18 protein-coding genes and 1 tRNA gene are annotated in these 13,303 nt (G+C 41.2%); 9 read left to right on the top strand and 10 right to left on the bottom strand.

Annotated features, from left to right (window positions below; translation table 11 throughout):
- Positions 1-103: 103 nt before the first annotated feature.
- From cutA to WA1_RS58800, 5 genes are all read right to left on the bottom strand, one after another.
- The gene (cutA, locus tag WA1_RS27430; RefSeq protein ID WP_017745604.1) at positions 104-427 is read right to left on the bottom strand and encodes a divalent-cation tolerance protein CutA; all 324 of its coding nucleotides are present in this window, start codon (positions 425-427) and stop codon (positions 104-106) included.
- Positions 428-488: 61 nt separating this feature from the next.
- Positions 489-1,601 (bottom strand): primase, encoded by a 1,113-nt coding sequence (locus WA1_RS27425; RefSeq protein WP_017745603.1) that lies wholly within the window; start codon positions 1,599-1,601, stop codon positions 489-491.
- Between the two features lie 25 nt (positions 1,602-1,626).
- Positions 1,627-2,511, bottom strand: coding sequence for a hypothetical protein (locus WA1_RS27420; protein WP_026134906.1), 885 nt, complete (start codon positions 2,509-2,511; stop codon positions 1,627-1,629).
- A 114-nt stretch (positions 2,512-2,625) separates the two neighbouring features.
- The gene (locus WA1_RS27415; protein ID WP_017745601.1) at positions 2,626-3,285 is read right to left on the bottom strand and encodes an Npun_F0813 family protein; all 660 of its coding nucleotides are present in this window, start codon (positions 3,283-3,285) and stop codon (positions 2,626-2,628) included.
- A 30-nt stretch (positions 3,286-3,315) separates the two neighbouring features.
- Positions 3,316-3,459, bottom strand: a complete 144-nt coding sequence (locus WA1_RS58800; RefSeq protein WP_201789124.1) for a hypothetical protein — start codon at positions 3,457-3,459, stop codon at positions 3,316-3,318.
- 127 nt (positions 3,460-3,586) lie between these two features.
- On the opposite strand from WA1_RS58800, the gene WA1_RS27410 reads away from it, so the two are divergent.
- Positions 3,587-3,659 (top strand) — tRNA-Arg (locus WA1_RS27410).
- A 69-nt stretch (positions 3,660-3,728) separates the two neighbouring features.
- Positions 3,729-4,376, top strand: a complete 648-nt coding sequence (locus WA1_RS27405) for a group I intron-associated PD-(D/E)XK endonuclease (protein ID WP_017745600.1) — start codon at positions 3,729-3,731, stop codon at positions 4,374-4,376.
- A 6-nt stretch (positions 4,377-4,382) separates the two neighbouring features.
- On the opposite strand, the gene WA1_RS57315 is transcribed toward WA1_RS27405, so the two are convergent.
- Together WA1_RS57315 and WA1_RS27400 are read right to left on the bottom strand one after the other, a co-directional pair.
- On the bottom strand, positions 4,383-4,526 hold the full coding sequence (locus tag WA1_RS57315; RefSeq protein WP_158516706.1) for a hypothetical protein: 144 nt from the start codon (positions 4,524-4,526) through the stop codon (positions 4,383-4,385).
- Positions 4,527-4,551: 25 nt separating this feature from the next.
- Positions 4,552-7,356 (bottom strand): M16 family metallopeptidase, encoded by a 2,805-nt coding sequence (locus WA1_RS27400; RefSeq protein ID WP_017745599.1) that lies wholly within the window; start codon positions 7,354-7,356, stop codon positions 4,552-4,554.
- Positions 7,357-7,551: 195 nt separating this feature from the next.
- Here WA1_RS27400 and nth point away from each other — a divergent pair, with 195 nt between their 5' ends.
- The 3 genes from nth to WA1_RS27385 are packed head-to-tail and all read left to right on the top strand — an operon-like array spanning position 7,552 to position 9,116.
- Positions 7,552-8,193: an endonuclease III gene (gene nth / locus WA1_RS27395; protein ID WP_017745598.1), complete on the top strand. Its 642-nt coding sequence runs from the start codon at positions 7,552-7,554 to the stop codon at positions 8,191-8,193.
- A 45-nt stretch (positions 8,194-8,238) separates the two neighbouring features.
- Entirely contained in the window at positions 8,239-8,913 is a 675-nt protein-coding gene (gene ung, locus WA1_RS27390) for a uracil-DNA glycosylase (protein ID WP_017745597.1), read from the top strand.
- 14 nt (positions 8,914-8,927) lie between these two features.
- Positions 8,928-9,116: a DUF6887 family protein gene (locus tag WA1_RS27385; RefSeq protein ID WP_017745596.1), complete on the top strand. Its 189-nt coding sequence runs from the start codon at positions 8,928-8,930 to the stop codon at positions 9,114-9,116.
- An 80-nt stretch (positions 9,117-9,196) separates the two neighbouring features.
- On the opposite strand, the gene WA1_RS27380 is transcribed toward WA1_RS27385, so the two are convergent.
- Complete coding sequence (locus WA1_RS27380; protein ID WP_017745595.1) at positions 9,197-9,673, bottom strand: hypothetical protein; 477 nt, start codon at positions 9,671-9,673, stop codon at positions 9,197-9,199.
- 172 nt (positions 9,674-9,845) lie between these two features.
- On the opposite strand from WA1_RS27380, the gene WA1_RS27375 reads away from it, so the two are divergent.
- The gene (locus WA1_RS27375) at positions 9,846-10,322 is read left to right on the top strand and encodes a hypothetical protein (RefSeq protein ID WP_017745594.1); all 477 of its coding nucleotides are present in this window, start codon (positions 9,846-9,848) and stop codon (positions 10,320-10,322) included.
- 7 nt (positions 10,323-10,329) lie between these two features.
- Here WA1_RS27375 and WA1_RS27370 read toward each other — a convergent pair whose 3' ends face one another.
- On the bottom strand, positions 10,330-10,737 hold the full coding sequence (locus WA1_RS27370) for a type II toxin-antitoxin system VapC family toxin (RefSeq protein ID WP_017745593.1): 408 nt from the start codon (positions 10,735-10,737) through the stop codon (positions 10,330-10,332).
- Positions 10,734-10,973: a type II toxin-antitoxin system Phd/YefM family antitoxin gene (locus tag WA1_RS27365; protein WP_017745592.1), complete on the bottom strand. Its 240-nt coding sequence runs from the start codon at positions 10,971-10,973 to the stop codon at positions 10,734-10,736. Before WA1_RS27365 ends, WA1_RS27370 begins: the two co-directional genes overlap by 4 nt.
- 179 nt (positions 10,974-11,152) lie before the next feature.
- On the opposite strand from WA1_RS27365, the gene tilS reads away from it, so the two are divergent.
- The 3 genes from tilS to WA1_RS27355 all read left to right on the top strand — a co-directional run bounded on the left by tilS (position 11,153) and on the right by WA1_RS27355 (position 13,281).
- Positions 11,153-12,172 (top strand): tRNA lysidine(34) synthetase TilS, encoded by a 1,020-nt coding sequence (tilS, locus tag WA1_RS27360; RefSeq protein ID WP_017745591.1) that lies wholly within the window; start codon positions 11,153-11,155, stop codon positions 12,170-12,172.
- Between the two features lie 217 nt (positions 12,173-12,389).
- The gene (locus WA1_RS57310; protein ID WP_017745590.1) at positions 12,390-12,554 is read left to right on the top strand and encodes a hypothetical protein; all 165 of its coding nucleotides are present in this window, start codon (positions 12,390-12,392) and stop codon (positions 12,552-12,554) included.
- Positions 12,555-12,681: 127 nt separating this feature from the next.
- Entirely contained in the window at positions 12,682-13,281 is a 600-nt protein-coding gene (locus WA1_RS27355) for a Uma2 family endonuclease (RefSeq protein ID WP_017745589.1), read from the top strand.
- The last annotated feature ends 22 nt before the right edge of the window (positions 13,282-13,303 follow it).

Below are 13,303 nucleotides of genomic sequence, written 5' to 3'. Positions count from 1 at the left end.
CTAATCCTAAAGTCTGCTAAGGTATAAATTTATCAGCGTCCATCAGCCTTCATCTGCGGTTATTTCTTTCTTCCTGTATCTTATAAAAGTGGGAATTGCTATATCAACCTACTTGCTCAGAAATCCACTGAAGATAAGGTTGAGAACCAGCAACTACAGATAGCGCAATAATTTCTGGAACTTGGTAGGAGTGTAGTTCGCGAATTTTTGCTTCCACTATAGGAAATTTTCCTAAGTCAGTTTTAATCAATAACTGCCATTCTTGCTCTTTGTGTTTTTGTCCTTGCCAAATGTAAATAGAGTGGATTGGCATGATACTCACACAAGCAGCTAGCTTAGCCTCCACAAGGGCATTTGCTATTGTTTCTGCCTCTTCCACGGAAGAAGCTGTTACTAACACTACACCGTATTTAACGGATTCATTCATAATTTGTTAATGGTTTGTGGTTAGTAGGGGCGCAAAGCCTTGCGCTCCTACTAACTATTAACTAAACCGTAGTCGATGACAAAGAATAAACTTGACCATCAATTAACAGTCGAGTGATTCCCTTGGCATGCAGGTGATAGCGTGCTTTATGTAACATTTTACTATCAGGGATTTTAATCACGCGATCGCGTTTGGTGGAAAAGCGTTTGGCAACTCGATGGTTATCAAACACGGGTAGAGTTCTTTGCTGGGTTTCCAAGTTAGGAATTTGTCCTAAATCTCCAAAATCTCTCAGTGGTCGGGTAATTAATTCCGAGGAACGATCTATGACGAGATAGCACGTTTTTGGTAAAGCTGCGGCTGACAGTGGTAGAACTCGAACAGAATCACTCTTACTTGTTCTTGCTACTAGCCGTGGTCTTTCTTCAAAATCTTCATCGTCATCATCGTCGTCATAGTCTTCGTCATCATCGTCTAAATCATCCAAATCATCTGACTCGTCTAGCAAGTCCTCACCAAACATTTCCGCTATCACGTTTGTTTGTGGATGGGTGTTTTCTTCCAATGGGCTGGGAATGTTTGTGATTTCAGGTGATTTTTGTTCTAACAATTCCAATTGTTCGGCGATTGGTTCCTCCATAACTGGTAAAGTGAGTTGCTCTTGCTCTTCTTCAGATAGTGAGGAGCGTCGCTTCACTCGTCTATTCTTAGTAGATACTGGCTCAACAACTTTCGGAGATTCGCGTTTGCTCTTAATGGGTGTTGGCTCAACAACTTTCGGAGATTCGCGTTTGCTCTTAGTGGATGTTGGCTCAACGACTTTCCGAGGTTTGGGTTTTTTCTCTGTTTCTAGTTCTTCTTGTGGTTGAACCTCTACAACTTTCTGAGCAACAACGGGAGTTGCTATTTGTTCTTCCTCTTGTTCTTCTTGTTCGTCGTGAGCAAACACGGGTAGATTGTCATAGCTAACTTGTGCCCTGCCTTCAGGAGTTCTAGCAGCACGTTTTAAAGAAACAAGGTATTCGTACTCGTCTTCTGGCAAAGTGCTTTTTAGCAAGCGGCTAATCGTGGAATTACTCACATCGTAACGTTCTGCCAAAGTCGAGGTTGTTTCAGCAGTTTCACGATATAACTTTAGAATTTCTTGTTTGTCTGATTCTGTTAGTTTTCTCACGGTAGGACACCAGCCATTCCTTAATCTAAGTTCTTTTTCTTCCGCCTGCACGCCGCGAACGGTTTATTGATGCGTCATGTTCTAAAACAGCGCCCAAGCCAAATAAAACTCCGCTCCACACCCAAAATACCTCAAGTATCTCTCCACTTTGATAATTTGGAATCCAATTTGTGGCATATTTAAACCACATATCGGCTACGTACAGCGAAAATGCTGCTGCTGCTATCATCCGCCATGATAGGGAAACTCTTCCCCCCCAAAAGGCTAGCAGTAGAGTGGACGCAATCACTAATAGTAGTACATCGCTAACGATATAAAACCAGTTTAAAATTGCCGCCGTATTTTCTTCCCATGTTGGGATGGCAACTTTGGCTGCTTCCTGTGGTGGCTGACTGGAAATCAACCATGCTAATGCGCTCCCAAGTACTGCGATCGCCAGCACAATTGCCCACTGCCACTTGTCCAGATTCAGCCTTCTAGAAGCCACTGCCAAAACCATACCCGCACCCAGTAACAAATAACTTGCTACAAAAAAGACATCAGCACAAGAAAGAGTGGGTTCTTTTCCTAAGGCTATCTCCGTATATCCAAAAATTATCCCTCCAAGGAAATAAGAAAGCATACCGATGCCGATAGCCAGCCACACATTTCGACCGCTGACGATCTGTGGGCTTCGCCAATTTCTCAAACATAAGATACCAGCACCTAAGTAAGCCATTGCTTCAAAAATATTTGTACCTATTACGTACCACTCAGCACGTTTTTCTATGCCATCTGTGTCTGGAATTCTGGCACTGAATAACATAAAGTATAACAGTGCAAGTACACCCCAGCCCATACTTGCCAAGACGATGTTCTGGGTGGAGAACATGGATTTATTTCGGTGTGTTTTGTTGTAAGCGCTACTCATAGAACTTTACAGTATAAATGCACTCTAGCAGTTTTTTTGAACCAGTGACCAGTGATCAGTGATCAGTGACCAGTGACCAGTGACCAGTTAATCCTCATTAAAAACTGCTGTCAGTTAATGCCATAGTTTACTCAAGGGAGATTGATTTAGCCAACTGATAAAAAGCGCTCGCTCGCCTTCTGGCATCTCTTGTAACCTCTCGCCCACTTGATGGGCAAAGTTGGTATTGCCAAAAGATGCCTTTGCCAATCGATGCAATTCTTGCAAAAACGTAATCACATGATGTTCTTGCCAACTTGGCAGTTGGGCTAGCTCTTGTAAGTCCATAGTCAGCAGATTTTTGAAAGTCTCTGGTGAGGATACCAGAGGAAACTGCCATTGCTGCATGACTTCGGCAACACTTTTTTGAAATAATGTTGCTTGTTTTGAACCTAAAAAGTCTTCTATGTCGATGAACACAGATTGCAGCAGCACAAGACTGGCAAGGGTAAAAATTCCCATCTTGCTACTACTCCCCGTGTCACTACCTATCTGCTCTACACGAACTTTACCCCAAACGCTGTAGCGATCGGGTTCCTCTAGTAGAACGCAGGCTTTGCCTCGGTTATCGGTTAAATCTCTCCACAAAGCTTTAGCCTCTTCTTCTTGGCTAGCTTTGAAGACACTGATTAACCGAAAGGTTTGCCCCTGATAATAGAGGATTGGCACCTGCTGTTCTCGCTTTGGGTGCTGAATGGTAGATATTTCTACATCCTGCCGTTTCAAAATAAACATGACACTGGCAATTAACCTTACCGGGGCGTTCTATACATGGGATAAATCATCGCACGCTAGCTGCATGGCTTTTGATGCAGCCTTGTACGCAGTTTTTAGAGCTTGCCGAGACAAACTCATTGATAAATCGGCATAACTAACAAATACTTCATAAGCGGGGTTGTGAGTGTACATATAATATCTAGCGCCTTGGATCTTAGCCTTGACGACGTGAAATCTGCAATAATTTTAATTTGCCTTTTGCAAGGAAGTACAGATATAATGTAGAAACTGACTATTTCAATAGCCAGAAGATTTGATTGGGCGCGTAGCTCAGTGGATAGAGCAACGGATTTCTAATCCGTTGGTCGCAGGTTCGAATCCTGCCGCGCTCGTTTTAATACATTATTAACTTACTATACTCTCCAAGTGTTACGATAATTACACTTAGTTAGGAGTTGGTATTGCTACATCATACAAAAAATAAAGCTGATATTGCAGCTGCTAAAGCGGTCGCGGACTTAACAGTCAAGGGATACTCAGTTTTTACACCTGTTGTTTGCGAACATCTAGCCTTCGATCTAATTGCGTACAAACAAGGTAAATGTTACAGGGTACAAGCTAAGTTTGCTGCTCATAACACAGTAAAAAATAAAACGAGTTGGGTCGATAAAAACGGATGTCATGAAAAAAAGTACCAAGCAGATGACTTTGACTTCTATGCTCTTTACTTTCCAGACATAGATAAAGTTATTTATCCAGCCATTAAGTTTGGCGGTTGTTGTATCAGAACAACACTGCCAAAGTCGCCCAAGCCTTTCTACTGGTGGGAAGACTTTACAGATTTTACAGAAGATGCAACCAAGCGAACTTACAAAGAATTTGGAGTTGATTTAACAACCAGAAAAGTTAACACGGAAGCAAGAATCAACAGGCGCAAAGTACCAAGACCCAGCAAAGAAGAATTAGAAAAACTGGTGTGGGAAAAGCCGACAAGCCAAATTGCAAAGGATTTTGGTTTATCTGATAAAGCAATAGAAAAATGGTGCAAAGGATACGGTATCGAAAAACCACCCAGAGGCTACTGGGTACAGATCAAAGCATCTATGTAAAAATTTTTAGCAGTAGCTAGAGGGGCGGTCTAGTAATCCCAAAAACCCGGTTTCTTCGAGTTGAGCATAAGAGATATCAAGCTTTGCAACAGGGAGAAACCGGGTTTTTTGCCCCGTTATCAGTTCCCAGCAAAAATGGTCACTGGTCACTGGTCACTGGTCACTGTTCACTGATTCACGCTCCCGGTCCTGCAGTAACAATCACCAACTTATCTGGATGAATTAACTCCTGAATCACCTGTTGCACTTGAGCGATAGTAACTGCTTCAATGCGCTTGGGATACTCCCGGATTTCTGCAGGAGACAAACCGTAAATGGCATTGCCCAAAATCACATCCGCTACGTTACTTGGATTTGCCAGTTCTACAGGGTAACTGTTTGTAATTGAGCGTTTTGCAGCATTTAACTCAGCTTCTGTAATTCCCTGCTCTCGCAATTGCTTAAGCAAAGCTACTGCGCTGGCTATTGCTTTTTGAGTATCTCCTGGAGCCGTTTGCATTTGGATTAAAAACGGACCAGGGTTAACACCAGCAGCAAAAACGCTGTAAATACCGTAGGTAAGACCTTGACGATCGCGGACTTCAGTACCCAATCTGCTGGACAAAGTATCGCCACCCAAAATTTCATTCAGTACTAAAGCAGTATAATAACGGGGATCTTTCCGAGATATACTGTTGTAGCCAATGTAAGTGACATCTTCTGCCTTACCGGGAATCAAAGGGTTTAGTTGTGTTGTCTTCTGTGGCAATGATACTGAAGCTAAGTTGAGCGTTGGTGGGTTACCCTCAGATTTCCATTCACCAAAAGCTTTATTTAGCAAAGCTTTGACTTGAGTTTGCTCAAAATCACCAACCAGAGCAATGGTCATTGTATCTGGACGGTAGTGCTCTTGGTAGAAGCGCAAAAGATCGTCACGAGTAATACTTTTCAAACTCTGTTCTGTGGGGAAGCTATGGAAAGGGTGATTATCTGGATAAATCGTTTGCTGAAATACCCGTCTTCCCAACCCACGAGGATCGTCTAACTGGACTTTTAAACTGGTAAGCGATCGCTGACGGCTGAGTTCGAGTTGAGAGTTGGGAAAATTAGCATTTTGCACGACATCAGCCAAAGTATCAATTAAAACTGGTAAATTAGCAGACAAGCCATTTCCACTAATATTAACCCCTTCACGAGTCGCCTGAAATCCCAAACTAGCTCCTCGATCTTCCAAAGTTTTTGCCAGAGTTAAAGCATCCTTAATTTGGGTTCCATTCATGAGGTTGGAAGCAACTAGATTAGCCAATCCTGCTTTTTGATTGGTGTCAAATACACTACCCGCTTGAATTTGTCCGCTCAGGTTAACTGTAGGAACACTGCGATCGGGAAGTAAGATAACTTGCAAACCATTTTTAAAGATCAATTGTTCTGGTATTGGTTGCTTCGTAGAAACACTCGTTGATTTAGCAGCAGGAAGGTATTTCGCAAGTTCAGCTGGATCTACAGGTTTACCAGGACTGAAGTTTTCCACAGTGCGACCAGAACTAGCACTCTTTTCTCCTGATTTACCATCACGAAGAGTTGGTTCAAAAAAGCCGATAGTTTGTTGAGCCGGATTCAGGTAAGTTTTTGCGACTCGCTGTACATCGGCGGCTGAAACTTTGCCTATTGCCTCAAGATACCGCTTGATGTAAAGATAATCACCAGACACAGTTTCACTGTATCCTAATTGAGTTGCAAGGCTTGTAATATCTTGGTTGTTTAAAACAAAAGCAGCTTGGAGTTGTGTTTTTGCCCGGTTCAACTCATCATTAGCAACCTGTTTTTGTTGAAGTTCTTTTAAAGACAGTTGTAGAACTTGAGAAATTTTAGAAAGTTGTTGACCTGGAACTGCTGTCACGTTAATTTCATACCAACCAGGTTCAATCAGTTCTGCAGGACTCGCACTCACCGAACTAGCCAAACCAGCTTCCACCAAAGCTTGGTAAAGTCTAGAACTGCGTCCACCAGTCAGGATAGCATCCATTACATCAATGGCAGCTACATCTGGATGGTTGGCATCAGGTAAAGGATATACAGCTTGTAACAGTGCTGCACTACCAGGCTCTTTTAGAACAATTGGCGACTGGCGACTGGCGACTGGGGAAGATGAAAGTGTGCGGTAGGTAGACCGAGATTCCGGATTTTGAATTTTGAACTTTGAATTTTGAATTGGTTTGTCTCCTCGTCCTCGTTTCGGTAGTTTCCCAAAGCTTTGTTGAACGGATTTGAGAACGGCTTGAGTATCAAAATCTCCGGTAACGACTAGCGTTGCATTGTCAGGGCTGTAGTATGTTTGGTAGTAATTGCGGACTTGCTCCAAAGTAAATTTTTCTACATCGGCTTTCGTACCTCCCACAGGTAAACCGTAAGCCCGTTTCGGAAATGCAGCTCGCATGACAGCACGATTGAGACGATACCCTGGAGAATTTTCATAGCCCTGCAACTCTGAAATAACAACGCGTTTCTCGCTTGTGAGTTGGTCAGATTTAATCAAAGCGCTTTCCATACGGTCTGCTTCTAGAGTCAGCAGTGCATCCAGTTTATCGCTCTGTACTGTACTAAAATAAGCCGTTTCGTCATAACTGGTAAAAGCATTGAACTGGCTACCCAAAGCACTCAACAACCGACCAAACTGTACCGGACGGTCAGTAGTTCCTTTAAACATCAAATGCTCTAGCTGGTGAGAAATGCCATTCTCTCCTGCTTGCTCGTTGCGCGAACCAACTCGATACCATACTTGTACGCTCACCACTGGGGAAGTGTGAACTTCCTTGGTAAGTACGGTTAAACCATTATCCAGAACAGTTTTTCGCACTCCTTGGGTGAGGGAAAGACCAGAAACAGGTGCAACTTCTGTCTGGATAGCAGCAACAGAAAAATCATTTACCCACAGCACTCCACTTAAGAAGAGGCTGAAGAGAATAAGAATAGATGGACGTAGCTTGGATAGAAAAGACATAGTAGCCTGTACAAGCATAAACAGCGTATATAACTTTATGTTATTTACAAAGCGCAACTGAATTCAGAAAAGCTGTATTTATTGTCAGGACTGTATCATTAGGGATAGATCCCCATGGGTTTTCCCTACTTTGCCAAATTTTGTTTAAAGAGGTATAACGGGCTAAAGAATAGTCAAATTAATAACATTATTTTTATGCCCGCCAATACTCAAAATATTGAAATAATTCTTAATAAATTGAAACAAATCTATCCTAATGCTAAATACGAGCTAGATTGGGAAACTCCGCTTCAACTCCTTGTTGCAACGATTCTGGCAGCACAATCTACTGATGAACGCGTCAACAAAGTCACTAAAACCTTATTTCCTAAATACCCCACGGCTCAGGCTTATGCTGACGCCGATATTTTAGAACTGGAAGAAGAACTGAAACCAACTGGCTTCTACCGCAACAAAGCCAAAACAGTCAAAAATATGTGTCAAGACCTTGTTGAGAGATATGGAGGAGAGGTTCCCAAAACAATGGATGAACTGGTAACTCTACCTGGAGTGGCTCGCAAAACAGCCAATGTAGTCCTCAACACTGCCTTTAGTATTCCTTCTGGAATCATCGTTGATACCCATGTCGTTCGGGTTAGCCAACGCATGGGCTTAACAAAACGTAAAACGCCAGAAACAATAGAGCAAGAATTGATGCAACTAGTTCCTCAAGAAGAATGGACTTTTTGGGGACCAGCCGTTGTTCTTCACGGACGTTACACCTGCACGGCAAAAAAACCAAAGTGTGCGGAGTGCGTTCTGAAAAATGTATGTGAAAAAGTTGGTGTAATTCAGTGACCAGTGACCAGTGACCAGTGACCAGTAACAACTAACAACTAACAAATGACAAAACTTCCTACTTCTTGGCAAACTGTACTTGCTGAGGAATTTGATAAACCTTACTTTCAAAAACTTCAAGATTTTCTGAAAGAGGAAAGACAATCTTACTCAATTTATCCTCCTGAAGAAGATGTCTTTTCAGCCTTTGAACTCACACCATACGAACAAGTGAATGTCCTCTTGCTTGGACAAGACCCCTATCACGATGATAATCAAGCACATGGATTGTGTTTTTCTGTAAGACCGGGTATTAAGCCTCCACCATCGTTAGTTAATATTTATAAAGAACTCAAAGATGATGTTGGTTTTAATATTCCTAATAATGGCTACCTTGTAACATGGGCTAAACAAGGGATTTTGATGTTAAATGCCGTGTTAACTGTACGCGCACATACTCCAAATTCTCACAAAAACAAAGGTTGGGAAACTTTTACAGATGCTGTTATTAACAAGGTGAATCAAAAGACAGACCCTGTGGTTTTTGTACTGTGGGGCGGTTACGCACAAAAGAAACTGAAGTTAATAGATACCAATCGGCATATTGTTGTGCAATCTGCACACCCTTCGCCGCTATCTGCACGTAACGGATTTTTTGGTAGCAAAGCTTTCTCAGCTATCAATTCAGCATTAAGCTCTTTTGGTAAGCCTGAAATTGATTGGCAAATTCCTGATATTTAGAAAGCGAGCGCGATATGATACAACCAGATTATCAAACCATGACACAGCAGGAGTTAAGGCAATATATTCTCGATCATCGTGATGATAAGGATGCAGTACATGAAGCGGTGTTGCGTCTCCAAGAAAATGGTAAAAAGCTTAACTCTATTGATGAATTAACACGAATTATTGAAGAAAAGCGTCGTCAAGGCTTAGAACCGTAAATTGGCGTAGCTTTAACAAAGCTGTCATTGGGGACATAATAGTTGAAAGTATTACCAGTAAATGGTTTTAAATTGAGATATTAATCATATGCCTCGTTTTGTGAGTTATATTCTTCACAAATTCTTACAGCAGCTTCTAGGTATCGATCTAATAGATGACTGTCGGATGTATCAGGTAATACTAATTCAACAGCCATAGTGGTTTCTACGATCCCACCCAGTTCTTCTCCATCTCTAAAAGCTGCTATAGAACCCCATAGTCGAGCTATAGCGGTTTGAATTTCTTCCCTTTCTGGTAAGTACCATATTTCTCGACTAATTCCATTACACTGTAAAGGAGTTAAAATATTTTGCTCATCCATTGCTTGTTGAATATATCTATTAAGCTTGGAAAACTTATCTGATTTAATTTCAGATGAATATATTTTTATGCATTCTATTGTCCATTGAATTGCCAAAATATAGTGATATTTTTGTAGTTCTTGTGCAATTGGGTGCGCCCAAAGTATTTTTTTTTGCGCTATATTTTGTTTGACATTTTCTATAATGTTCTTCATATTTGCTTCAAATGGCTTATTGTTACTCTAAATCATTTGTAAATAGTTAGATGCCCCAATGGTCAAAGAATTTCGGGAGATGATCGCTCAAATTTACACAAATTACATAGAATGACTATGTGTATTTACTGATAATCAATAAGTTTATAAAAATTTTTATATTTTTTCATCAATGCGTATTTCCTTCGATCTAGATGATACTCTTATTTGTTATGAGCCTTCGTGTCTATTAGAACCAAATTGTGTTCCTTTCTTCTTGCAACCTTTATTTCGTGAATCTTTACGCTTAGGTACGCGATCGCTATTACGGAAACTTCAAAAACAAAATCATAGTCTGTGGATTTATACTACATCTTATCGATCTACTTGTTATTTAAAGTGCTGGTTTTTCTTTTATGGAATTCGTATCGATAATGTTGTGAACGGGTATAAACACGAGCGCTTAGTTAAAAATAATCCCCGTCTGTTTTGGAAAAACAAATATGCTCCTAGTAAATATCCTTGTTATTTTGGTATAGATCTTCATGTAGATGATTCTGAAGGTATTCGCCTTGAAGGTCTAGACCATGGTTTTGATGTTTTTATTATTCATCCTCAAGAGAGTAATTGGTATCGAGAAGTGCTTAAAGCTGTTGAAGATAGGACATAAGATGTCATCAAAGTGTAGTAACACCAACATTAGAAGCAACTCGTTTCAGTCCTTCATCAAGGGTTGCAAGAGGTAATCCTTCACGGAGTGCAAGTTCTAAATATGCTGCATCGTAGGAGGTCAGTTTATGGGTTCGTGCAAGAGTCAAGATGTCTGTAAATGCTTTCTCTTCGGTTTTTGTATCAACGGTAATGGGAAGGCTAACTAGGAGTCCGAGAAATTGAGAAATCTTTGCTTGATTGCTTCGCCCCCTTCGTTCGCTGATCGCCAGAACGTTTGCAACTTCAAGAAACCAGATGGAAGGTACTTTTATACTTCCTCCTACAAGTTCCTCTAGTAATGAGTCAGTAAATTCTGTCGCTTCATCCTCAAAGCACCATGCCATAGCTATTGAGCAATCAAGAACAAAATTCATTTTCTACCCTCATTAATCATCTCTCGCACTGAAAGACCTCCTAGAATATGTCCTTTTCGGAATTTCTTTAACTCTTCAATGACATCTCTCACATCACGCTGTTGCTCTTTTTCTACAGGAACGAGTCGTGCAATAGGGACTCCATGCTTCGTAATCGTAAATTCCTCTCCTTTTGCCACTCGTTCAAGAAGGCTAGGAAGATGTGTTTTAGCTTCGTATGAACCGATTGATTCCATAAAATTATTTAGGCTAGCTTTAGACTAGTCTAAAATATTTTTGTGTGAACTGTCCAGTTTTCGCACAACAAAGCAAGCAAATGAATTTGTAGTTTATTCGAGTGAGAATCGCTATATTAGGAGTTTCCGATCGCTCAAGATTTTTTGTTAAAAATTGTTGCTGAATTTTGAATTGCTAAATGCCCTCTTCTACTCCTTGGACACCACTTCATGCAAAAATACACCGTACTATTCGATCGCGCCGTCTATTCGCTCGCAATCATCGACTGTTAGTAGCTGTTTCTGGGGGGCAAGACTCTCTGTGTTTAATCAAGCTACTGTTAGATTTACAACCAAAATGGGGATGGTATTTAGCGCTCGCTCATTGCGATCATCGTTGGCGTACTGATTCCCAAGCTAATGCAATTCATGTCCAAAACCAAGCCTTAGCTTGGGGAATTCCATTTTATTTACAAACTGCTGATTCACCTCCAAGTAGTGAAGCTTCTGCTCGTGATTGGCGGTATCAAGTTTTGAGCGATATTGCTTGCGAACGTAAATTCGATTGTATTGTTACAGGGCATACAGCTAGCGATCGCGCTGAAACTCTCCTTTATAATTTAATTCGTGGAACTGGTGCAGATGGGTTGCAAGCATTAACTTGGCAACGCTTACTTTCTGAGAAAATTTTGCTTGTACGTCCGCTTTTAGAAGTGACTCGCACCCAAACAGGACAATTTTGTCGAGATTTTCAGCTTTCTATTTGGGAAGATTCTACTAACTTTGAATTGAAATATGCTCGCAATCGTATTCGCCAAGAGTTGATACCATATTTGCAAGAAAATTTTAATCCTCAAGTTGAATCAGCTTTAGCGCAAACTGCTGAAATTTTGCAAGCAGAAGTCGATTATTTAGAACAAGCTGCTCTTCAGTTACGTGAAGAGGCAATGCTTGGAAAAGAGAATGAAGGCGATGGAGATAAAAGTTCTGATGCCTCACTTCCTCTGAAATTAAATCGTCGTATCTTACAGAAAGCACCACTTGCATTACAAAGGCGGGTAATGCGCCAAGCTTTATTGGAAGTACTTGCTATTGCCCCAAGTTTTGAACAAATTGAAAAACTCACAGCTTTGATTGCAGCACCCAATCGTTCGCAAACCGATCCATTTCCTGGTGGTGCGATCGCTCGAGTTCAAGGTGATTGGATTATGTTCGAGTGACAGATACATTTTGTTGTGCATATAGTAACATATAGCCTGAGAAATATCCAAGAAAAAAGAGGTAGTTTTATGCTGTTCTCTACTTGACCAGCTCAAACCCATCGAAATCTATGGCTATTATCATGGTGGATATAACTATAGTTATGACTATCGCATTGTTGGCGCAGTAACTCCAACTCAAAGCAGTGCGATCGAACTCGCCTTACAAGCAGCTGAAATGCTAGTTGTACGGAAGCCTGCTCTTGAATCTTGGGATGCTTCCATCAGTCAAGAAATTTCTCAATTCATGCATCGGTGTCTGCACGATCGCGAAGCGCAAGCTGTACCCAGCTTATCGCACTCTCTACAGCCTTGGTTTTTGGGACATCAGCTACACTTATGAATTTGGACAAACTCCAGCAAACGATTGGATTGGAGTACGTTCGATTGGCGAATTTGAGTATAATCCATAGTCACTAAATGCAGTCCGATATAATAGTTTTAGAAATAATGATGCAAGAGGTCTAATTGTGGTCTTTGCTCAAACCAGTCCCCCAGATGCGATCGCAACTCGCCTGACATTGGACGAGTATCGGGCGATGGAAGAAACCAACCCAGAACGACATGAATACCGCAACGGAGAGATTATTATTATGTCGGGAGGATCTGAAGCCCACAGTGCGATCGCTAGCAACTTATTAATTTACTTGGGGTTTTTGCTAAGAGACACGGATTTTCGCTTATATAACAGCGATCTGCGAGTTTGGATTCCTGAATGTCAGTGTGGGACTTATACCGATTTGATGGTTGTTAATGGTTTGCCAGAATTCAATGGCGAGCGCAATGATGAAATTCTCAATCCTTTACTCATTGTCGAAGTTTTATCGCCCTCTACCGAAGCCTATGATAGAGGCCAAAAGTTTAGAAAATATCGCTCTCTTGCCAGCTTTTGCGAATATTTGCTTGTGAGTCAAACTGAACCCTATGTAGAGCAGTATTACAACCAGGATCGTAACAGTAACGATCACTGGCTATGGCAAGTTCACTCTCACCTCGAACAAGCGATCGTTCTGCACAGTTTAAACGTAGAAATTCCCCTAACTGAAATCTATCGTCGCATTAATTTTTAGGAATTCATTACCATATATGGCG

The organism is Scytonema hofmannii PCC 7110 (genome assembly GCF_000346485.2).
In the GTDB taxonomy this organism is placed as follows: domain Bacteria; phylum Cyanobacteriota; class Cyanobacteriia; order Cyanobacteriales; family Nostocaceae; genus Scytonema; species Scytonema hofmannii.
The sequence above is the reverse complement of the archived record's forward strand: the minus strand, read 5'-3'. Positions and strand labels throughout refer to the sequence as shown.

Excerpts from the sequence above, each read along its gene's own strand:
- cutA (WP_017745604.1), bottom strand. The coding sequence starts at position 427 with ATGAATGAATCCGTTAAATACGGTGTAGTGTTAGTAACAGCTTCTTCC.
- WA1_RS27420 (WP_026134906.1), bottom strand. The coding sequence starts at position 2,511 with ATGAGTAGCGCTTACAACAAAACACACCGAAATAAATCCATGTTCTCC.
- WA1_RS27415 (WP_017745601.1), bottom strand. The coding sequence starts at position 3,285 with ATGTTTATTTTGAAACGGCAGGATGTAGAAATATCTACCATTCAGCAC.
- WA1_RS58800 (WP_201789124.1), bottom strand. The coding sequence starts at position 3,459 with ATGTACACTCACAACCCCGCTTATGAAGTATTTGTTAGTTATGCCGAT.
- WA1_RS27400 (WP_017745599.1), bottom strand. The coding sequence starts at position 7,356 with ATGTCTTTTCTATCCAAGCTACGTCCATCTATTCTTATTCTCTTCAGC.
- nth (WP_017745598.1), top strand. The coding sequence starts at position 7,552 with ATGCCCGCCAATACTCAAAATATTGAAATAATTCTTAATAAATTGAAA.
- ung (WP_017745597.1), top strand. The coding sequence starts at position 8,239 with ATGACAAAACTTCCTACTTCTTGGCAAACTGTACTTGCTGAGGAATTT.
- WA1_RS27385 (WP_017745596.1), top strand. The coding sequence starts at position 8,928 with ATGATACAACCAGATTATCAAACCATGACACAGCAGGAGTTAAGGCAA.
- WA1_RS27380 (WP_017745595.1), bottom strand. The coding sequence starts at position 9,673 with ATGAAGAACATTATAGAAAATGTCAAACAAAATATAGCGCAAAAAAAA.
- WA1_RS27375 (WP_017745594.1), top strand. The coding sequence starts at position 9,846 with ATGCGTATTTCCTTCGATCTAGATGATACTCTTATTTGTTATGAGCCT.
- WA1_RS27370 (WP_017745593.1), bottom strand. The coding sequence starts at position 10,737 with ATGAATTTTGTTCTTGATTGCTCAATAGCTATGGCATGGTGCTTTGAG.
- WA1_RS27365 (WP_017745592.1), bottom strand. The coding sequence starts at position 10,973 with ATGGAATCAATCGGTTCATACGAAGCTAAAACACATCTTCCTAGCCTT.
- tilS (WP_017745591.1), top strand. The coding sequence starts at position 11,153 with ATGCCCTCTTCTACTCCTTGGACACCACTTCATGCAAAAATACACCGT.
- WA1_RS57310 (WP_017745590.1), top strand. The coding sequence starts at position 12,390 with ATGCTAGTTGTACGGAAGCCTGCTCTTGAATCTTGGGATGCTTCCATC.